Origin of the sequence: Aquabacterium sp. (assembly GCF_044226965.1) — a bacterium.
Taxonomy (GTDB): Bacteria; Pseudomonadota; Gammaproteobacteria; order Burkholderiales; family Burkholderiaceae_C; genus Pseudaquabacterium.
Genome location: NZ_JBGAGA010000007.1, coordinates 61,089 through 79,384 on the forward strand (window position 1 = coordinate 61,089; position 18,296 = coordinate 79,384).

At 70.5% G+C, this 18,296-nt stretch carries 16 protein-coding genes; 5 read left to right on the forward strand and 11 right to left on the reverse strand.

The window, feature by feature from the left end:
- Positions 1 to 57: 57 nt before the first annotated feature.
- A complete protein-coding gene (locus ACILR4_RS05030) occupies positions 58 to 1,245 on the reverse strand; it encodes an acetyl-CoA C-acyltransferase family protein (RefSeq protein ID WP_395699740.1) in 1,188 nt (395 codons plus the stop codon).
- 143 nt (positions 1,246 to 1,388) lie between these two features.
- On the opposite strand from ACILR4_RS05030, the gene ACILR4_RS05035 reads away from it, so the two are divergent.
- Complete coding sequence (locus ACILR4_RS05035; RefSeq protein ID WP_395699741.1) at positions 1,389 to 2,084, forward strand: SDR family NAD(P)-dependent oxidoreductase; 696 nt, start codon at positions 1,389 to 1,391, stop codon at positions 2,082 to 2,084.
- Positions 2,085 to 2,096: 12 nt separating this feature from the next.
- Here ACILR4_RS05035 and ACILR4_RS05040 read toward each other — a convergent pair whose 3' ends face one another.
- From ACILR4_RS05040 to ACILR4_RS05075, 8 genes are all read right to left on the reverse strand, one after another.
- Positions 2,097 to 3,260: a lipase family protein gene (locus ACILR4_RS05040; protein WP_395699742.1), complete on the reverse strand. Its 1,164-nt coding sequence runs from the start codon at positions 3,258 to 3,260 to the stop codon at positions 2,097 to 2,099.
- Between the two features lie 60 nt (positions 3,261 to 3,320).
- Positions 3,321 to 4,184 carry a hypothetical protein gene (locus ACILR4_RS05045; protein ID WP_395699743.1) on the reverse strand — a complete coding sequence of 288 codons (864 nt, stop codon included), beginning with the start codon at positions 4,182 to 4,184 and terminating at the stop codon, positions 3,321 to 3,323.
- The gene (locus tag ACILR4_RS05050) at positions 4,181 to 5,122 is read right to left on the reverse strand and encodes an FAD:protein FMN transferase (RefSeq protein WP_395699744.1); all 942 of its coding nucleotides are present in this window, start codon (positions 5,120 to 5,122) and stop codon (positions 4,181 to 4,183) included. The genes ACILR4_RS05045 and ACILR4_RS05050 overlap by 4 nt, the downstream gene beginning before the upstream one ends.
- 13 nt (positions 5,123 to 5,135) lie before the next feature.
- Positions 5,136 to 6,296 carry a DUF3570 domain-containing protein gene (locus tag ACILR4_RS05055; protein WP_395699745.1) on the reverse strand — a complete coding sequence of 387 codons (1,161 nt, stop codon included), beginning with the start codon at positions 6,294 to 6,296 and terminating at the stop codon, positions 5,136 to 5,138.
- Positions 6,297 to 6,335: 39 nt separating this feature from the next.
- Positions 6,336 to 6,575, reverse strand: a complete 240-nt coding sequence (locus tag ACILR4_RS05060) for a DUF4266 domain-containing protein (protein WP_395699746.1) — start codon at positions 6,573 to 6,575, stop codon at positions 6,336 to 6,338.
- A gap of 141 nt (positions 6,576 to 6,716) precedes the next feature.
- Positions 6,717 to 8,492, reverse strand: coding sequence for a matrixin family metalloprotease (locus ACILR4_RS05065; RefSeq protein ID WP_395699747.1), 1,776 nt, complete (start codon positions 8,490 to 8,492; stop codon positions 6,717 to 6,719).
- A gap of 74 nt (positions 8,493 to 8,566) precedes the next feature.
- The gene (locus tag ACILR4_RS05070; RefSeq protein ID WP_395699748.1) at positions 8,567 to 9,799 is read right to left on the reverse strand and encodes an NAD(P)/FAD-dependent oxidoreductase; all 1,233 of its coding nucleotides are present in this window, start codon (positions 9,797 to 9,799) and stop codon (positions 8,567 to 8,569) included.
- A 15-nt stretch (positions 9,800 to 9,814) separates the two neighbouring features.
- The gene (locus ACILR4_RS05075) at positions 9,815 to 10,138 is read right to left on the reverse strand and encodes a 2Fe-2S iron-sulfur cluster-binding protein (RefSeq protein WP_395699749.1); all 324 of its coding nucleotides are present in this window, start codon (positions 10,136 to 10,138) and stop codon (positions 9,815 to 9,817) included.
- A 214-nt stretch (positions 10,139 to 10,352) separates the two neighbouring features.
- Here ACILR4_RS05075 and ACILR4_RS05080 point away from each other — a divergent pair, with 214 nt between their 5' ends.
- Together ACILR4_RS05080 and ACILR4_RS05085 are read left to right on the forward strand one after the other, a co-directional pair.
- Positions 10,353 to 11,153, forward strand: coding sequence for a hypothetical protein (locus ACILR4_RS05080; protein ID WP_395699750.1), 801 nt, complete (start codon positions 10,353 to 10,355; stop codon positions 11,151 to 11,153).
- A 2-nt stretch (positions 11,154 to 11,155) separates the two neighbouring features.
- A complete protein-coding gene (locus ACILR4_RS05085; protein ID WP_395699751.1) occupies positions 11,156 to 11,770 on the forward strand; it encodes a phage tail protein in 615 nt (204 codons plus the stop codon).
- 4 nt (positions 11,771 to 11,774) lie between these two features.
- Here ACILR4_RS05085 and ACILR4_RS05090 read toward each other — a convergent pair whose 3' ends face one another.
- Positions 11,775 to 12,926, reverse strand: a complete 1,152-nt coding sequence (locus tag ACILR4_RS05090; RefSeq protein WP_395699752.1) for an aminotransferase class V-fold PLP-dependent enzyme — start codon at positions 12,924 to 12,926, stop codon at positions 11,775 to 11,777.
- Positions 12,927 to 13,181: 255 nt separating this feature from the next.
- On the opposite strand from ACILR4_RS05090, the gene ACILR4_RS05095 reads away from it, so the two are divergent.
- Entirely contained in the window at positions 13,182 to 15,047 is a 1,866-nt protein-coding gene (locus ACILR4_RS05095; RefSeq protein WP_395699753.1) for an AMP-binding protein, read from the forward strand.
- A gap of 1 nt (position 15,048) precedes the next feature.
- On the opposite strand, the gene ACILR4_RS05100 is transcribed toward ACILR4_RS05095, so the two are convergent.
- Positions 15,049 to 16,614 carry an acyl-CoA synthetase gene (locus ACILR4_RS05100; protein ID WP_395699754.1) on the reverse strand — a complete coding sequence of 522 codons (1,566 nt, stop codon included), beginning with the start codon at positions 16,612 to 16,614 and terminating at the stop codon, positions 15,049 to 15,051.
- An 83-nt stretch (positions 16,615 to 16,697) separates the two neighbouring features.
- Between ACILR4_RS05100 and ACILR4_RS05105 the strand changes: the two genes are divergently transcribed.
- Positions 16,698 to 18,266: an AMP-binding protein gene (locus ACILR4_RS05105; RefSeq protein WP_395699755.1), complete on the forward strand. Its 1,569-nt coding sequence runs from the start codon at positions 16,698 to 16,700 to the stop codon at positions 18,264 to 18,266.
- Positions 18,267 to 18,296: the final 30 nt, after the last annotated feature.

Here is an 18,296-nt window from a genome sequence, read left to right on the forward strand (position 1 = left end):
TTTTTCATGGGTGCGCGGCAAGTCGTGGCCGCGCCCTTCGCTCGCCAGAGGCGTGCGCTAGCAGCGCTCGAAGATCGCCGCGATGCCCTGGCCGCCGCCGATGCACATGGTCACCAGCGCGTAGCGGCCGCCGGTGCGCTGCAGCTCGTACAGCGCCTTGGTGGTGATGATGGCGCCGGTGGCGCCCACCGGGTGGCCGAGCGAGATGCCCGAGCCGTTCGGGTTGACCTTGGCCGGGTCCAGGTCGAGCCCCTTGCTCACCGCGCAGGCCTGGGCCGCGAAGGCCTCGTTGGCTTCGATCACGTCGAGGTCACCGACCTTCAGGCCGGTGCGCTTCAACACCAGCTGCGTGGCCGGCACCGGGCCGATGCCCATGATCTTCGGATCGACGCCGGCATGGGCATAGCCCACCAGCCGCGCCAGCGGCTTCAGCTGCTGCGCCTTCACCGCCTCGGCGGAGGCCAGCACCACCGCGCCGGCACCGTCGTTCAGGCCCGAGGCATTGCCCGCGGTCACCAGGCCGTCCTTCTTGAAGGCCGGCTTCATCTTGGCCAGCGTCTCCAGCGTGGTGTCGGCCTTCACATGCTCGTCGGTGGTGAACTGGATCGTCGCCTTGCGGGTGACGATCTCGACTGGCGCGATCTGCTCGGTGAAGCGGCCGGCGGCGATGGCCGCGGCGGCGCGGCGGTGGCTTTCGACCGCCAGCTCGTCCATCTGCTGCCGGCTGATGCCGAACTGCTCGGCCACGTTCTCGGCGGTGATGCCCATGTGGATGGTGTGGAACGGGTCGTGCAGGATGCCGATCATGTAGTCCAGCACCTGGGCGTCGCCCATGCGCTGGCCCCAGCGCGCGGCCGGCAACAGGTAGGGCGAGCGCGACATCGACTCGGCGCCGGCGCCCAGCGCGATCTCGCAGTCGCCCAGCATCACCGCCTGCGCGGCCGAGACGATGGCCTGCAGGCCCGAGCCGCAGAGGCGGTTGACGTTGAAGGCCGGCGTCTCCTTCGGCACGCCGGCCTGCACCGCGGCCACGCGGCCGAGGTAGGCATCACGCGGCTCGGTGGGGATCACGTTGCCCATCGCGACATGGCCGATCTGGTCGGCCGCCAGGCCGGAGCGGGCGATGGCCGCCTTGATCGCGGTGGTGGCCAGCTCGATCGGCGGCGTGTCCTTCAGGCTGCCGCCAAAGGTGCCAATGGCGGTGCGTGCGGCGCCGACGACGTAGACCTCGCGGGGGGTGCTCATGCTGTGCTCCTGCAGTCGAACAAAGAAACTTCGATGATCGCGCAGTGTCGCGGCCCAGCTTGTCATCGGGCTGACAAGCCGGGGCCTCTTTGGAAGCCTGCGGCATGATCGCGGCTTCTCGACCTTTTTCCTGTCTGCTTCCCATGGCTACTTCCGTCATCCTGATCACCGGCGCCTTCGGCGCGCTGGGCCAGGCCGTGGCCCGCCACCTGGCGGCCCAGGGTCACCAGCTGGGCCTGCTGGACGCCGCGCCCGCGGTGCCGCCGGCTCTGGCCGCCGAATTCGCGGCCCATCTGCAACTGCCGGCGCTGGACCTGAGCCAGCCGGCCGCCACCCAGCAGGCGGTGGCCGCGGCGCAGGCGCGCTTCGGCCGCGTCGATGGCCTGGTCAACATCGCCGGCGGCTTCCGCTGGGAAACGCTGGAGGCCGGCAGCGCGGCCACCTGGCAGGCGATGTTCACGATCAACCTGCTGACCGCGGTGAACACCTGCCAGGCCGTGCTGCCGGCGATGCTGGCGCAGGGCAGCGGCCGCATCGTCAACATCGGCGCCGGCGCGGCGGCCAAGGCCGGGGCCGGCATGGGCGCCTACGCGGCGTCGAAGTCCGGCGTGCAGCGCCTGACCGAAGCGCTGGCCGAGGAGACCAAGCTGCGCGGCATCACCGTCAACGCGATCCTGCCGTCGATCATCGACACGCCGGCGAACCGGCGCGACATGCCCGATGCCGACTTCTCGCGCTGGGTGACCCCCGAGGCGCTGGCCGAGGTGGTGGGCTTCCTGCTGTCCGACGGCGCGCGGGCCATCACCGGTGCCGGCATTCCGGTGACCGGGCGGGTCTGAACCGCCACCCGGTCAGAGGTCCCTGGCCACCAGCGCCAGCTGCCCGACCATGAAGTCCCAGTAGGGCACCACGCATTCGAGGTGCCCGGCCGGCACCGCCGGGCAGTCGGTGAGCGTGACGTCGGGCGCGCCACGCGACTTCATCTCCGCCAGCGTGACGGTGGCGCTGGCATACGGCACCGTCCTGTCGTCGCGGCCGTGGTACAGGCGCACCGGCAGCTCGGGCTTCCAGGCGTGCACATTGCTCATGCGCTCGATCGCGGCGGTGTCGTCGGCCAGGTAGTTGTCGATGAAAGTGGGATCGAACACCACGTCGGCGTCGTCCGGCAGCGCCTTCTTCAGCAGCTGGTCGCGCACCTCGCGGCGCAGGGCGCCGCCCAGGTTCTTCAGCAGGCCCGGGTTCAGCAGCGCGGCGATCAGCGGGTTGTCCTCGCGCACCAGGTGCAGCAGCGCATCGAGCGTCGCTTCCAGCTGGTAGGGGCCGGCGCCGGGCACCGAGCCCAGCAGCTGCGCCTTCTGCGCGTGGTTGCCGGCCTGCAGTGCGCGGTGCGCGGCCATCGTCACGTAGCCGCCTTCGGAGTAGCCCACCAGCATCAGCTGCTTGTTGTCCGGCACCTTGTTCTTCTGGCGCCAGTATTTCGCCGCGGTCAGCAGGTCCAGCACGGCCGAGGCCGACGGCGCCGACAGCAGGTAGGGATGCGGCGCGCCCTGCGAGCTGCCATAACCCACGTAGTCAGCGGCCACGACGATGTAGCCGAGCGAGGCCATGATCACCGCCGCCTCGTCGGGCGTGGCGTGGTTGCTCGGCGCCTCGTCGTTGCGGAACAACGTGCCATGCTGGTAGCTCAGCACCGGGCTCTTCGCACCGGTGGCCTTCACCGGCACGCTCACCAGCGCCGAGGCCAGGATCTCCCTGGCATTGCTGTCGAGCGTCAGGTATTCCAGCTTGTAGGTGTTCACCGCATAGCGTGGCGTGATCTGCGGCGCGCGGTTGCCGGCGCTGCGGATCGCCTCGGCGATCTGCGCGGTGCTGATCGTCTTCAGCGCGGCGGCGGACTTGAACTGCCCGGGGCCGACGGTCTCGATGATCGGCTCTTCGGGCTCGGGGGGCGGGCTGGCGCTGCCGCCGCCGCCGCAACCGGCGAGCAGCAAGCCCAGCGCACAGGCGGCAGGCAACAGGAATCGATGGAAGGCGCGCATCAGTCAGGCCACGGGCAGCAAGGGTTCCCGAGCACTCTACGCGAAGGCAAGCCCGGTGTGCGCGAGCCCGACCAGGTCGATGTGCGCCTGGTTCAGGTCGGTGTCGGCGGCCAGCACCGCCAATGCGCCGGGCGTGAAGGTCTGGGCCTCGAGCAGGCCGACATAGAAGGCCAGGTCCGCCGGGCCGGGCGCGACACCGACCACGTTGGTGTACAGCAACGTGACCACGGCCTGCGCGCTGGCATTCGGGCCCAGCTGCGCATCGAGCGCCAGCTGTCCCAGCGCTTCGTAGGACGTGCCGCCGTCGGCCAGCTGCAGGCCAATGCCCACGTAGGCCGGGTTGGCCACCGCTTCGGCGCCGAACACCGCACCGAGCAGCTTGGCCACCTGGCCGGCGTGGCCGTCGAGGTCCAGCGCCAGCTGGACATCGTTGAAGCGCAGGCGCTCGACGTTGGCGAGTTCGTAGCGCAGGCTGCCGGTGCTGACCACGTCGGCGCCCGTCGACAGCGCCAGCGCATAGGCCGCGCGCGGCTGCGCGAAGACCACGGTGTCGATGCCGCCACTGCCGTCGTAGTTCTGGCTCGCCGCGGGGGCGCTGAAGCTGTCGTTGCCGGCCCCGCCGACGATCATGGCCGGCCCGAAGAAGGTGCTCAGGTCGATCACGTCGCGACCGCTGTCCAGCACCAGCCGCTCGACGTTGTACAGCGTGATGTGCAGCGAGGCGCTGGCGCCGGAGATCGCGTCGATCTCGACCGCGCCATCGCCGCCCTGCGTGAGGGTGTAGGCCGCTCGCGTCGAGGTGCCGAGCGAGACGGTGTCGGTGCCGCCCAGCCCGTCGATCAGGTAGGAGCCGGGGTTGATGATGGTCCAGCTGTCGTTGCCGGCGGTGCCGATCGTCATGGCGTCGACCCCGTCACGCCGGGCTGCGCCGCCGCTGGCGTGGCCGCGTCCTTCAGGTGGATGTGGCCTTGCTGGTCGACGGCCAGGTAGTCCATGCCGCTGGCCTCCAGGAAGCGCAGGCCTTCGGCCTGCAGCAGCATCGCCACCGTGCTGCAGTGGCCGGCCACCAGCGCCAGCGGCGCCAGCACGCTGACGGTCTGCCACTGCGTCACCGGCATGCCGCTGCGCGGGTCGAGGATGTGGCAGTAGCGCCGGCCGTCGAGTTCGAAGAAGCGCTCGTAGTCGCCGCTGGTGGCCAGGCCACCCTGGCTGACCGGAATCGTCGCCACCAGCGCGCCGCGCTGGCGCGGGTGCTGGATACCCATCATCCACGGGCTGCCGTCGGGCTTGGGGCCGATCACGCGGAAATCGCCGCCCAGGTTGACGTAGCCATGTCGCAGGCCCTGCGTGGCCAGCAGCGCCCCGGCGCGGTCGGCCGCGTATTCCTTGCCGAAGCCGCCGAAGTCGAGCTCCATGCCGGCGCGCGGCAGGCGCAGCAGCGCACCGTCGCGCTGCACCTCGGGCCAGCCGATCAGCGCGCGCAGTGGCGCCAGTTCGGCCTCGGTCGGCACGCGCGGCTGCTTGAAGTTCCAGGCCCGGCGCAGCACGCCCGAGGTGATGTCGAACAGTCCGCCGCTGGACTGGTGCATCGAGTTCGCATAGTCCAGCAGCGACAGCGTTTCGTCGTCGCAGGCCACCGGATCGCCGCCGGCCGCGGCGTTGATGCGCGAGACGATGCTGTCGGCACGGTAGCGCGAATACTTGGTCTCGATGCGCCGGACCTCGGCAATCGCCTGCGCGGCCAGCGCGCGGCTGCTGGCTTCGTCCGGCAGGCCGGCGAGCGCGATCTCGCAGTGGCAGGCCATCGCCTCGAAGGGAACGTGCAGGACCGGGTTCATGGCAGGGGGCGATTCAGAACAGGCAGCTGACGCCAAATTGCAGCGTCCGCGCGTTGAAGGGTGCCAGGTCCGGGCTGCCGCTGCCGAACAGGCGCCAGCGGCCGCGCTGGCGGTACTGCTCGAACTTCGCGTCGAGGGTCCACTCGGCATGCGGCTGCCAGGCCACTTTCAGGCCCAGCGTCGCGGCGCCGAAGGCGGACAGGCGCTGGTCCTGCGAGTAGTACAGGGCATCGGCCGGCGGCTGCGGCACGAAGGGCGCCGCGCTCGGGTCGGCATCCAGGTAGAAGCGCGCGGCGCTCTGCGTGTACAGCCGCAGCAGCGGCGTGACGCTGAAGCCCGCGGGCAGGGGCTGCACGTATTCCAGTGTCAGCGTGTGAGCGCGGATGCCGAAACTGTCGTCGTAATAGCGCCATGCCATGCGCGCGCTGCCGTTCAGCGCCTCGACGTGGTGGTTCCAGCGCAGCAGCAGGGTGCTTTGCCGGCGTTCGCGCGGGCGCCTGTCGAAGATCTTGTACGGGTCGGAGAAGTAGCCGCGACCCTGCTTGTGGCCCAGGTTCAGCTGCACGAGGTCGACCGGGCTCAGCACCTGCGTGAGGCCCAGGAAGAGATCGGTGCTGCGCTTGCGCTCGTCCACCACCACGCGGTTGACCGGATCGATGCGGTCGCTGGAAGCGCTGAGTCCGCCGGCCCAGCGGGTGTTGCGGTCTTCGCTGGACCAGTCGGCCTGCAGCGACAGGCCGCGCGAGAAGTAGTCCGATTCGCTGGACACGTTGCCGGCCACCGTCACGGTCCAGTCGTCGAAATAGTGCGTCAGCCCCAGGTCGCCGGCGCGGCGGTGGTCGTGCAGCGGCTTCAGGCCGGACGTGTGGTACGTGGGCGATGCGCCGGAAATCGCATCGGACACGGCGCCGGCCTGCAGCGACCAGCGGCTGCCGATTGGCAGCAGCAGCGACAGCGCTGGCGCGCGCACCCGCACGCGTTCGGCGTCGGGCTGGCTATCCACGTAGTCGAGCTGCCGCAAGCTCAGGCTGGCGCGCTCGGGCGGCGTGTCGGCGCGCGCCGGCTGCACCGCCGGCAGCGCCAGCGCGGCGGCCAGCAGCCCCAGGCCCAGCGGCGTGAAGCCGGCGGGGGGCGCGCCGGGCATGTCGGGCGGTGGCGGCAGCGCGGCAGTCATCGGCAATGGCGGGCGTCGGCGGGCGTCGGGGGGGGGCGATCAATTGCAGCCGCAGCCGCCGCCCCCGACCCCGGTGCCGCCCGAGGCAGCTTCCTTGCTGCTGTAGACATGCTCGCCGAAGGCCGCCTCGAGCCGGTCGGCCTCGAAGCTCATCGCCGGCTTGGCCAGCGCGCCCTTCTGCCAGGGCGCGACCGGCTGCACCAGGGCGCAGCCGGCGCAGGGCAGCATCGAGGCGCTGAGCAGCGTCAGCACCCGGCGCTGCCACGATCGATCCGTCATCGGCCACCTCCTCGCCATCACCGGCCACGCCGCACCAGCGGAGCATCGCACGGCGACAAGGCTCGATGCGTGCCATCGTCGCGCGGGTGTGTGTCGGCCTTGTTGCCGGCGCTACCGGCTGTCCAGAGGCGGCCGCGATGCTCAGCCGGACCAGGGCAGGTACTCGATGCCGGTGTCGGACAGTCCCGCAAGGTCGATGTGTTGGGCGTTCATGTCGGACTCCGCGGCCATCACGGCCAGCGAAGCCTGCGTGAACTCACCGCTGTCCAGCAGGCCGACGTAACGCTGAAGGGTCACGGCATCGGGCGCTACGCCGACCACGTTGCCGTACAGGCAGCGCACCACGTCCGTGTTGCTGCGCGAGCCTGCCAGCGCGGCAAAGGCCTCGCTGCCGATCGCCAGCGCCGCGATGCTCGCGCTGTCCATGCCGCTGTCAACCAGGCCGATGCCGAGGCCGACGATGGCAGGGTCGTGCAGCTGGCTCGGTCCGAGCAGCGCGCCGATCAAGCGCACCGCCGTGCCGGCATGGCCATCGAGGTCCAGCGCGAGCTGTGTCTTGTCGTCGTCGAAGTGCAGGCGCTCGATGTCGGTCAGCGTGTCCAGCCCGCTGATGCCGTTCTTGCCGGCGACGATCCAGTTGGCGCCCTTGTGCAACACCCAATAGTCGGACCGCGACGAGAAGATGTAGTTCGCCGTGTCGATGCCATCGCCGCCATCGAGGCTGTCCGTGCCGACACCGCCGATCAGGGTGTCGTCGCCAGCGCCACCGCGGAGGCTGTCGTCGCCCGGGCTGCCGCCGATCCGGTCGTTGCCGGGGCCGCCAGTCCTGTAGCTGGGCGGTGCGAGCGTCATCTGCGAAGAGACGGTCAGGCGGGCCTCCTGCGCCATCGCATTTCCGGCCAGGTCGACGACGGCGGAGCCCGGTATGCGTATCTCGTAGGACACGGCTGCATACCGGAACAGGCCCGACGGCAGTGTGAGCGTGGAACCGAGGAACTGCAGCGCGTGCGTGTCGGCGATGTCCAGGCTGGCCACCGGGACGCCGCTGGTGGTGCGTATCTCGATGCGGCCGCTGCCCGGGCGGACCAGCTCGTCAAAGTAGAGCAGCACTGCCATGTCGGCGGTGAGCTTCACGCCCGAGGCCTTGGCCGAATCGTCCAGCAGGCGGGGCCCGGTCAGGTCGCCGGCCGCCGGTCCGGCCGGATGAGCCAGGGTCGACAGGCCCTGGGCCGAGCCGGCACCCCAGGTGCCCCCCAGGCCATCGCCGCCGTACAGCCAGTTCAAGGCCTGCAGGTCATAGTCCTGGAAGACCGACTTGAGGTCACCAGCGTCGTGGTAGGACATCACCGTGTGATTGGTGTCGTCCTCGCTGGCCGGCAGCCGCACGCTGCCTTCGAAGGGGTGCTGCAGGCCGAGCGCGTGGCCGATCTCGTGCAGCAGCGTCTCGTAGCCCCTGCCACCCTTCCGGAGGGTGGTGGTGGTCCGCTGCCACTCGGCATCATCGAGAAAAACGTAGGCGTCGCCGCTCAGGTCCAGCAAGGTGTTGCCGGCCGTGCCGATCAGCCAGCCGAGCTGCGTGAGGCCGATGGTGTCGGCGCCAGCCAGGTTCTCGTTGGCGAAGTGGAGGTCGGCCAGCGCGGCATCGGACGTCTCGACGAAGACGATGCCGGTCACGCTGCTGCAGTAGCTCAGCAGCGTGCGCGCGGCCGTCTGCTGGTCGGTGCTGAAGGCCAGCGGTGTGCCGGCCGGGGCGGCCGCGATCACGCCTGCATCGATCTTGAAGCTGAAGTAAAGGGCGCCGGGTGCGTGCCCGTCGACCGGCGTCAGCAGGTTCCAGTTGATCAGCTCACCCAGCAGGGCGTCGATGTGCGGGTTGGCGCTGGCGGCGACATGGGTGGCGTCGTAGACGGTACTCATCCTGGCGGGTCGGCGAGTGGCGCAAGTTCCGATATCGGCCAAAACCGATGGAACCTGAGGCGCCGGCGTTTTCGTCAGTTAGCTGGCAGCAGGCTCTTCAACGCCACGGCAGGATCGCAGGCCTGGGCCGGCGCCGGGCTCAGGCCCGCTTCGAGCAGCTTGCGCGCGGCCATGTGGTCCAGCGGCGCGTTGGCGCTCTCCACGCACACCAGCTTGTCGCCCACGTAGTGCAGGATCGAGAAGCTGGCCGGCGTGGCGCCCGGGCGGCGGTGGCGGCTGCCCTCGGCGGGCACCAGGCCGGCCATCTGCAGCCTCAGGCCGCCCTGGTCGGACCAGAACCAGGGCAGTGCGCGGTAAGGCGCTTCTCGCCCCAGCAGCGTGGCCGCCGCCGTGCGGGCCTGGTCGTTGGCGTTCTGCACCGATTCCAGCCGCAGCCGGCGGCCGGTGCCGGCCTCGGGGAAATTGCAGCAGTCGCCGACGGCCAGGATCGCCGGGTCGCTGGTGTGCATCAGGCTGTCGACGACGATGCCGTTGTCCACCGCCAGGCCGGCCGCGGCGGCCAGCGTGGTTTCCGGCGCCGCGCCGATGCCCAGCACCAGCAGGTCCACCGGCAGACGCTCGCCATCGACCTGCAGCGCCTGCAGCCGCGTGCCGTCGTGCTCGAAGCCGCCGACGCGCACGCCCAGGCGCAGCACGAGGCCGTTGCCGCGGTGGGTGGCCAGCACATGCTCGGCCATCTCGGCCGAGAGGCCGCGGCTCAGCAGCCGTGGCATCGATTCGAGCAGGGTCACCGGCTTGCCCAGCGCGCGCGCGGTGGCGGCGATCTCCAGGCCGATGAAGCCGCCGCCCAGCACCGTGACGCTGGCCGCGGCATGGAGCTGGTCGCGCAGGCGCAGCGCGTCGGCGGCCGTGCGCAGCGCGGCGACATTGGCCAGCTCCGCCGGCAGGCCGGGCAGGTGGCGCGGGCGCGCGCCGGTGGCCAGCACCAGGCGGCCGTAGGGCAGCTCGGCGCCGGAGCGCAGGCGCACGCGGCGCGCCGCGCGGTCGATGGCCAGCGCCGGGTCGGCGCGGTGCAGCGTGATGCCGGCATCCGCATACCAGGCCTCGGGGCGGTGGATCGCCAGGGTCTCCTGCGCCGACTTCAGGAAGGACTTGGACAGCGGCGGGCGCTGGTAGGGCAGTTCGGCTTCCTCGCAGACGAGGTGCACGCCGCGTGCCTGGCCGGCCTCGTGGAGGGCCGCGCACAGCTGGGCCGCGGCATGGCCGCCGCCGATGATGACGAGGGGGTCGGTCGAAAGTTCACTCATGGTCGCGGGGCGGTTTCATTGCTGGAATTCAGGAACATGCAGCACCAGCCCCTGCAGGCCGGCATCAAGCCGGATCTGGCACGCGAGCCGGCTGGTCGGTCGGCGCTCGGCCGCGGTGCAGTCGAGCATCGCCAGTTCGTCGGCGGCAGGGGCGGGCAGGCGGGCGGCCCAGGCCGGGTCCACGTAGACATGGCAGGTGGCGCAGATGGCCTGGCCGCCGCAATCGGCCACGATGCCCGGCACGCCGAAGCCGGTGGCGGCCTGCATCGCGCTGATGCCCTCGGGCGCTTCGAAGCCCTGTTCGCTGCCATCGGGCTGGATGAAGACGAGGTCGGGCATCGGCGGGGTCTCGAAGGCGGCGTGAAACGCGCATTGTCGGGCCGCTGCGGACACCCCCCTGATCGAGGGGGTGCGCCGCCCGTAACTATTCCGCTTCGCCCTTCTGGCGGGCGGCATCGCGGCCTACGCTGCGGGCTCGGCTGTCTAACGCCGTAAATCAGGGGGTTCCATCATGCAAGTGAAGTACGCGCGAAGCGCATTCCTGGCCGCTGCCATGCTCGTTGGCAGCAGCGCCTGGGCGGTGCCAATTTCCAGCAGCCTGTCGATCACCGGCAGCGTCACGCTGGACACCGTCAATTCGCTCACTCCGGTCGGCTCGGCCCACCAGAGCGGCACGCTGCAACGGGTGACCGGCGGGGTCGTGACCTCGGCCAGCTTCACCGACACGCCGTCCAGCATCGGCAGCGGCGTGGCCTCGGGCAGCCTGACCGACATCAACGACGGCATCGGTGCGCACTTCAGCATGAACGGCACGTCCACCGGCGGCACCAGCCAGACCGACGGCATCTTTGCCGACTTCCTGCTGAACCTGACCAACAACTCGCTGACCGACACCTTCACGATCACCTTCCGCGCGCTGATCACCAACACGGTGGCGGCCAGCGGTGCCGATGCGTTCGCCTACTCCGACATCAGCGTGCGCGACCCGTCGAACGTCGAGGTGCTGTTCTCGGACCATCGGGTCGACACCGTGAACGTCAGCAGCAACTTCACGATGGACAGCGCGAACGACACCTTCGCGATCACGCTGGCGCCGGGCCAGAGCAGCAGCTTCAGCGCGCTGCAGCGCCAGCGCGGCGGCACCTTCCAGGCCGGCAGCTACTCGGCCGACCTGAATGCGTTCCTGCGGATCGACAGCGTGACCGGCGGCAACGACAACCCCAACACCGTGCCGCTGCCCGGCAGCCTGCCGCTGGCGCTGCTGGGACTGGTGTCGCTGGTGGCCTCGCGGCCGGTGTCGCGCCGCCGCGGCCAGCGGGATACCGCTGCCGAAGCCGCAGGGCAGGGAGCATGACCATGAAGCGCAGCACCTCCCTCCTGGCGCGCGCCACCGGCGTGCTGGCAGCGTCCCTGCTGGCCAGCGCCGCCCATGCCACCTGCAGCGCCGAGCCGTACATGGCTTCCATCTGCATCACCGCCGCCACGTACTGCCCGCGCGGTTACCTGGAGACCAACGGCCAGGTCATGAGCATCGCGCAGAACAGCGCGCTGTTCTCGCTGGTGGGCACCACCTACGGCGGCAACGGCACCACCACCTTCAACCTGCCTAACATCCAAAGCCGTGTGCCAGTGCACATCGGCCAGGGGGCCGGGCTGGCGCCGGTGGTGCTGGGCGAGATGGCCGGGGTCGAGAACGTCACGATCACCCAGCAGCAGATGCCGCCGCACACCCACCCGGCCACGCTGAACGGCCTGGCCGCGGCGGGCAATACCGACATGCCCACCGGCGCCGTGCCGGCCCAGCTGGCGCGGTCGAACGTCTACAGCAACCAGCCGGCCAACGTGGCGATGGGCGCCAGCGCCATCACGGTGGGCCAGGCCGGCAACGGCCAGCCGATGCCGATTCGCAACCCGTACATCGGGCTGCGTTACTGCATCGCGGTGCAGGGGCTGTACCCCCCGCGGGATTGACGCGCTACGCCGCGGCGCGTGCCTGGCCGCCCAGGATCTGCGTCAGGGCCTTGTCCAGGTTGGCGACGGCGCGGTCGACATGGCCGAGCTTCTCCAGCCCGAACAGGCCGAGGCGGAAGGTCTTGAAGTCGGCCGGCTCGTCGCACTGCAGCGGCACGCCGGCAGCGGCCTGCACGCCCACGCCGAGGAAGGCCTTGCCGGTCGACAGCGCATCGTCGTCGGTGTAGCTCACCACCACGCCGGGGGCCTGGAAGCCCTCGGCCGCCACGCTGCGCAGCCCGTGCGAGGCCAGCAGCGCGCGCACGCGCCGGCCCAGCTCCCACTGCTCGGCGCACAGCTTGTCGAAGCCGTAGGCGCGGGTCTCCAGCATCACGTCGCGGGTGCGGGTCAGCGCATCGGTGGGCATCGTGGTGTGGTACGCGTGGCCGCCGCCTTCGTAGGTTTCCATGATCTGCAGCCACTTCTTCAGGTCGGCCGCAAAGCTGGTGCTGGTGGTGGCGTCGATCGCCGCTCGGGCGCGCTCGCTCAGCATCACGAACGCACAGCAGGGCGAACCGCTCCAGCCCTTCTGCGGCGCGCTGACCAGCACGTCGACGCCGGTGGCCTGCATGTCGACCCACACCGCGCCGGAGGCGATGCAGTCCAGCACGAACAGCCCGCCGACCTCGTGCACCGCATCGGCCACGGCCTTGAGATACGCATCGGGCAGCAGCATGCCGGAGGAAGTCTCGACATGCGGTGCGAACACCGCGGCCGGTTTCTGCGTGCGGATGGTGGCCACCACCTCGTCGATGGGCGCCGGCGCGAACGGCGACTGGCGCGCGGCCGCCACCGGCTTGGCCTTCAGCACCTGCTGCTCGGCCGGGATGCGGCCCATGTCGAAGATCTGCGTCCAGCGGTAGCTGAACCAGCCATTGCGCAGCACCAGCACGCGCTGGTCGGTGGCGAACTGGCGCGCCACCGCTTCCATGCCGAAGGTGCCGCTGCCGGGCACGATGACGGCCGAGCGCGCGTGGTAGACCTCCTTGAGCACGCCGGAGATGTCGCGCATGACGCGCTGGAACTTCTGCGACATGTGGTTGAGCGCGCGGTCGGTGTAGACCACCGAGTATTCCAGCAGGCCATCGGGGTCGATATCGGGCAGCAGACCGGGCATGGAGGTCTCCTCGGTTGTGGTGGTCGGACGGGCGGGGGAGCTTATCACCGGGCTTCCGATCGGGCAGATGACCGCGGACAAGCCCTGGTGATAGGTTCCCCCCGGGGCGCCTGCGGCGCCTCCCCCCAAGGGGGCCACGCCGGCGGACCGGCGACAGCCGGATCCGCGGCGTGCGCTTGGGAAAACCCCGCTGCGGCCTGACCTGTCTTGCGGCGATGCTCGCGGCTACTCCAGCCGCTGCGAGGTCTCGACGCCATGGCCATCCTCACCTCCGAATTCCCGATCGCCACGCGCGAGGACATCGCACGCTTCGAGGCCGAGATGCCGCTCGACCAGCGCCTGCCCGAGCGCAGCGTGCTCGACGTCTTCATCGGCAGTGCCGCGCGCCATCCCGATCACACCGCCATCACGATGCTGCACACCGGCGCGCCGGACGAGGTACCGCGCCGTGTCAGCTACCGCGAGCTGCTGGGCCTGGTGCGCCGCGCCGCCAACGCCTTCGCCGCGCTGGGCGGCGAGCGACCTGGCGTGGCCTACATGCTGCCCAGCCTGGTCGAGACCCATGCCACGCTGTGGGGCGCCGAATGCGCGGGCTACGCGGTGCCGATCAACTTCCTGCTGCAGCCCGAGCACATCGCCGGGCTGCTGAAGGCCTCCGGCGCGCGCATCCTGGTCGCGCTGGGGCCGCACCCGGTGCTGGACATCTGGCAGAAGGCGCTGGCGTTGCGCGAGCAGGTGCCGGGCCTGGTGCTGGTGCGGGTGGCCGCACCCGGCACGCCGCTGGAAGAGGGGGTCGTCGACTTCCATGCCGCGCTGATGGCGCAGCCCGACGACCGCCTCACGTTCGGCGAGCCGGGGCGCGACGGCGACGTGGCGGCCTACTTCCACACCGGCGGCACCACCGGCGTGCCCAAGCTGGTGGCGCACACGCACCGCAGCCAGCTGGTCGCGGCCCTCGGCGGCGCGGTGCTGGCCGACATGAAGCCGACCGACACGCTGACCGCCACCTTGCCGCTGTTCCATGTCGGCGGCACGATCTTCTGCGCGCTCAGCGCCTTCATGGCCGGCATCGGCCTGGTGATCCTGTCGCCTGGCGGCCTGCGCAACCCGGCCATGGTGCAGGGCTTCTGGCGCATCGCCGCGCAATACCGGGCCACGCTGGTCGGCGCGGTGCCCACCTCGATCGGCGCGGTGCTCGAGTCGCCGATGGACGGGCTGGACCTGAGCGCGGTGCGCGCCGGCTTCACCGGCGCAGCCTCGCTGCCGCCGGCGGTGCGCGAGCGCTTCGTGGCGCGGACCGGTCACCAGCTGTCCGAGGTGTACGGCATGACCGAGGCTTCGGGCCTGATCGCCATCGACCCGGTGGCCGGCACCGGCGGGCCGGGCTCGGTGGGCTGGCCGCTGCCGTACACGCGGGTGGAGGTGCGCAAGCTCGAAGCCAGCGGGCGGCTCGGCGAGGTGTGCGCGCCGCTGGAGATCGGCGTCATCACCGTGCGCGGGCCGCATGTGTCGCCCGGCTACCGCAATCCGGAGCACAACGAAGGCATCTTCAGCGACGGCATGCTCAACAGCGGCGACTTAGGGTTCACCGACGAGCAGGGCCGCGTGCACATCGCCGGCCGCGCGAAGGACCTGATCATCCGCAGCGGCCACAACATCGACCCGCTGATGATCGAGAACGCGATGGCCACGCACCCGGCCGTGGCGCTGGCCGCCGCGGTGGGCATGCCCGACGCCTATGCCGGCGAGCTGCCGGTGTGCTACGTGGCGCTGAAGCCCGGCGCCAGCGCCAGCGAGCACGAATTGCAGGACCATGCGCAGCAGACCATCGGCGAGCGGCCGGCCTGGCCCAAGCGCATCCACGTCGTCGATGCGATTCCGCTCACTTCGGTGGGCAAGATCTACAAGCCCAGCCTGCGTTGCGACGCGGCCGCACGTCGCGTGCAGGACCTGCTGGCGCAGGACTTCGCGCTGGCCGATGCCACGGTGGTCGCGCGCGAAGGCGGGCGCCGCGGCATGAAGCTGGCGATCACGCTGCCGGCCCGCGCGCGCGACGCGGTGCCGGCCATCGAGCAGGCGCTGGCCGGCTATCTCTTCGAAAGCGAAGTCCGCGTCGCCTGACTCAGCGCTGCGCGAACACGCCGGTGTGCAGCTCGCGCAGCTGGCGCTTCAGCAGCTTGCCGCTGGGGTTCTTCGGCAGCGCGTCGGCGAACACCACCGCCTTCGGCGTCTTGAAGCCGGCGATGTGGGCCTGGCAATGCGCCAGCACCTGGGCCTCGTCCAGTTGCTGGCCGGCCTTGACGACGATCACCGCCACCACCGCTTCCACCCAGCGCGGGTGCGGCACGCCGATCACCGCCACCTCGCTCACCTGCGGCAGCTTGTAGATCGCTTCCTCGACCTCGCGGCTGGCCACGTTCTCGCCGCCGGTCTTGATCATGTCCTTCTTGCGGTCGACCACCGTGATGTAGCCCTCGGCATCGATGGTGGCCAGGTCGCCGGAATGGAACCAGCCGCCCTCGAAGGCCGCGGCCGTGCGCTCGTCGTCGTGGAAGTAGCCCAGCATCAGGTGCGGCGAGCGGTGCACGATCTCGCCCACCTCGCCAGGCGCCACGTCGCGCATCGCATCGTCGACGACGCGGGTCTCGACGTTCAGCACCGCGCGGCCGCAGGAGCCCGGCTTGCGCAGCTGGTCCTCGGGGCCGAGCATCGTGGCCAGCGGCGCGATCTCGGTCTGGCCGTACAGGTTCCACAGCCGTACCTGCGGCAGCCGGGCGGCCAGTTCGCGCAGCACCTCCACCGGCATGATCGACGCGCCGTAGTAGCCCTTGCGCAGGCTGGAGAGGTCGGTGCGCTCGAACAGCGGCGAGCGCAGCAGCGCGATCCACACCGTGGGCGGCGCGAAGAACGAGGTGATGCGGTGCTTCTCGATCAGCGGCAGCAGGTTGTCCGGCACCGGCTTCGACGTGACGATGTTCGAGCCGCCGGCGTAGAGGGCCGGGCCGAAGAACACGTCCAACTGCGCGCAGTGGTACAGCGGCAATGCATGCAGCGTGAGGTCGTCGCCCGAGATGCCGGCATCGACCAGGCAGCTGACGTACTGCCACAGCACCGCGTCGTGCGTCAGCATCGCGCCCTTCGGCGACGATTCGGTGCCGCTGGTGTAGACGATCTGCAGCAGGTCGTCGGGCCGCAGCTCGACGCGCGGCGGTGCGTCGGTGCACGCGGCCAGCGTGCGGAAATCGAGCATGCCGGCTTCCGCTTCGCTCGGGTCCTCGGCCGGCAGCCACAGCAGCTGCTTGACCTGCGTGTCCAGTGCCGCCGCGGAACGGGCCAGCGCGGCCAGGCCGCTGTCGGTGCCCAGCAGCGTGGCGCCGGCGTGGCGCAGGATGTAGGCCACCTCTTCGGCCTTGAGCATGAAGTTGATCGGCACCAGCACCGCGCCCAGCCGCGCCAGCGCGAAGCGCATCGCCGCGAAGCCATGCGAGTTGCGCGCCAGCAGCGCCACCCGCGTGCCCTTGGCCACACCCTGCGCGGCCAGGCCGGCGGCCAGGCGGCTGGTGATGGCATCGAACTCGGCATAGGTCCAGCGCGTGTCGCCGCAGGCCACGGCCAGCTTGTGCGGATGGCGCGCGGCGCTGCGGCGCAGCAGGTCGCTGAGGGTCTGGCGTCGCACGATGCTGTCCATGCGGGTGTCTCCTGCCATGCGGATGGGGCGGGCCAGCTTAGCATCGAGTCGCCCCTTCAAAAGTTCATCGGCAGGAGACCCGCATGTACGCCGGACACCGCTTCGCGCAGCATCCCGACCGCCCCGCCTTCATCATGGCCAGCAGCGGCGAGACGGTGACCTATGCCGAATACGAAGCCCGCACCAACCGCCTGGCCCACCTGCTGCGCGCCGAAGGCCTGCAGCGGCTGGACCACTACGCGGTGTTCATGGAGAACAACCACCGCTACCTGGAAAGCTGCGGGGCGGGCGAGCGATCGGGGCTGTACTGCACCTGCATCAACTCCTACCTCACCGCCGAGGAACTGGCCTACATCCTGGACAACAGCCAGTCGCGGCTGCTGATCACCTCGGCATCGAAGCTGACGGTGGCGCGCGCGGCACTGGCGCTGTGCCCGCGCATCCAGCGCTGCCTGGTCGTCGACGGCGGCGACGCCGTGCGCGCGCTGGACGACGAGCGCCTGGTCGACTTCGCCGCGGCCACCGCGGCGTATCCCGCCACGCCGATCGCCGATGAATGGCTGGGCACGGCGATGCTGTATTCGTCCGGCACCACCGGCCGGCCCAAGGGCATCCTGCGGCCGCTGCCGGAGAACCCCCCTTCGCAGCCGCTGCCGCTGTTCCACTTCCTGAGCAAGCTGTGGCAGTGCGAAGAGGGCATGCGCTACCTCTCGCCGGCGCCGCTGTACCACTCGGCGCCGCAGGCCAATGTCGGCGTGACCATCCGGCACGGCGGCACCGTGGTGATCATGGAGCACTTCGACCCCCAGCAGTACCTTGCGCTGGTCGAGCGCCACCGCATCACCCACACCCAGCTGGTGCCGACGATGTTCAGCCGCATGCTCAAGCTGCCCGGCGAGCTGCGCGGACACTACGACCTGTCGTCGCTGAAGATCGCGGTGCACGCCGCCGCGCCCTGCCCGGTACCGGTGAAGGAGCAGATGATCGCCTGGTGGGGGCCGATCATCCACGAGTACTACGGCGCCACCGAAGGCCTGGGCTTCACCGCCTGCAACAGCGGCGAATGGCTGACCCACCGCGGCACGGTCGGCCGGGTGCTATTGGGCGAACTGAGCGTCCTGGGCGAGGACATGCAGCCGCTGCCGCAGGGCCAGCCCGGCGAGCTGTGGTTCAAGACCGCCACGCCCTTCGTCTACTTCAACGACCCCGAGCGCACGCAGGCCACGCGCAGCGCCGACGGCACGATGACGACGGTGGGCGACGTCGGCTACCTCGACGAGGACGGCTTCCTGTACCTCACCGACCGCTCGACCTTCATGATCATCTGCGGTGGCGTCAACATCTACCCGCAGGAATGCGAGAACCTGCTGATCACCCACCCGCAGGTGGCCGACGCCGCGGTGTTCGGCGTGCCGAACGAGGACCTGGGCGAAGAGGTCAAGGCCGTGGTGCAGGCCATGCCCGGCGTGGTGGCCGACGAGGCCCTCGCGCAGCAGCTGATCGCGTTCTGCCGCGAGCACCTGGCGCCGCTGAAGTGCCCGAAGTCGGTCGACTTCATCGACGAGATGCCGCGGCTGCCCACCGGCAAGCTCTACAAGAAGGGCCTGCGCGACAAGTACTGGGCCGGCCACGGGCGCAACCGCATCGTGTAGCCACCGCGCGGCGCCGGCCTCGGTGCGAGG

Excerpts from the sequence above, each read along its gene's own strand:
- ACILR4_RS05065 (WP_395699747.1), bottom strand. The coding sequence starts at position 8,492 with ATGAGTACCGTCTACGACGCCACCCATGTCGCCGCCAGCGCCAACCCG.
- ACILR4_RS05080 (WP_395699750.1), top strand. The coding sequence starts at position 10,353 with ATGCTCGTTGGCAGCAGCGCCTGGGCGGTGCCAATTTCCAGCAGCCTG.
- ACILR4_RS05095 (WP_395699753.1), top strand. The coding sequence starts at position 13,182 with ATGGCCATCCTCACCTCCGAATTCCCGATCGCCACGCGCGAGGACATC.
- ACILR4_RS05055 (WP_395699745.1), bottom strand. The coding sequence starts at position 6,296 with ATGACTGCCGCGCTGCCGCCACCGCCCGACATGCCCGGCGCGCCCCCC.
- ACILR4_RS05105 (WP_395699755.1), top strand. The coding sequence starts at position 16,698 with ATGTACGCCGGACACCGCTTCGCGCAGCATCCCGACCGCCCCGCCTTC.
- ACILR4_RS05075 (WP_395699749.1), bottom strand. The coding sequence starts at position 10,138 with ATGCCCGACCTCGTCTTCATCCAGCCCGATGGCAGCGAACAGGGCTTC.
- ACILR4_RS05100 (WP_395699754.1), bottom strand. The coding sequence starts at position 16,614 with ATGGACAGCATCGTGCGACGCCAGACCCTCAGCGACCTGCTGCGCCGC.
- ACILR4_RS05045 (WP_395699743.1), bottom strand. The coding sequence starts at position 4,184 with ATGACGATCGGCACCGCCGGCAACGACAGCTGGACCATCATCAACCCC.
- ACILR4_RS05050 (WP_395699744.1), bottom strand. The coding sequence starts at position 5,122 with ATGAACCCGGTCCTGCACGTTCCCTTCGAGGCGATGGCCTGCCACTGC.
- ACILR4_RS05070 (WP_395699748.1), bottom strand. The coding sequence starts at position 9,799 with ATGAGTGAACTTTCGACCGACCCCCTCGTCATCATCGGCGGCGGCCAT.
- ACILR4_RS05085 (WP_395699751.1), top strand. The coding sequence starts at position 11,156 with ATGAAGCGCAGCACCTCCCTCCTGGCGCGCGCCACCGGCGTGCTGGCA.
- ACILR4_RS05030 (WP_395699740.1), bottom strand. The coding sequence starts at position 1,245 with ATGAGCACCCCCCGCGAGGTCTACGTCGTCGGCGCCGCACGCACCGCC.
- ACILR4_RS05035 (WP_395699741.1), top strand. The coding sequence starts at position 1,389 with ATGGCTACTTCCGTCATCCTGATCACCGGCGCCTTCGGCGCGCTGGGC.
- ACILR4_RS05060 (WP_395699746.1), bottom strand. The coding sequence starts at position 6,575 with ATGACGGATCGATCGTGGCAGCGCCGGGTGCTGACGCTGCTCAGCGCC.
- ACILR4_RS05090 (WP_395699752.1), bottom strand. The coding sequence starts at position 12,926 with ATGCCCGGTCTGCTGCCCGATATCGACCCCGATGGCCTGCTGGAATAC.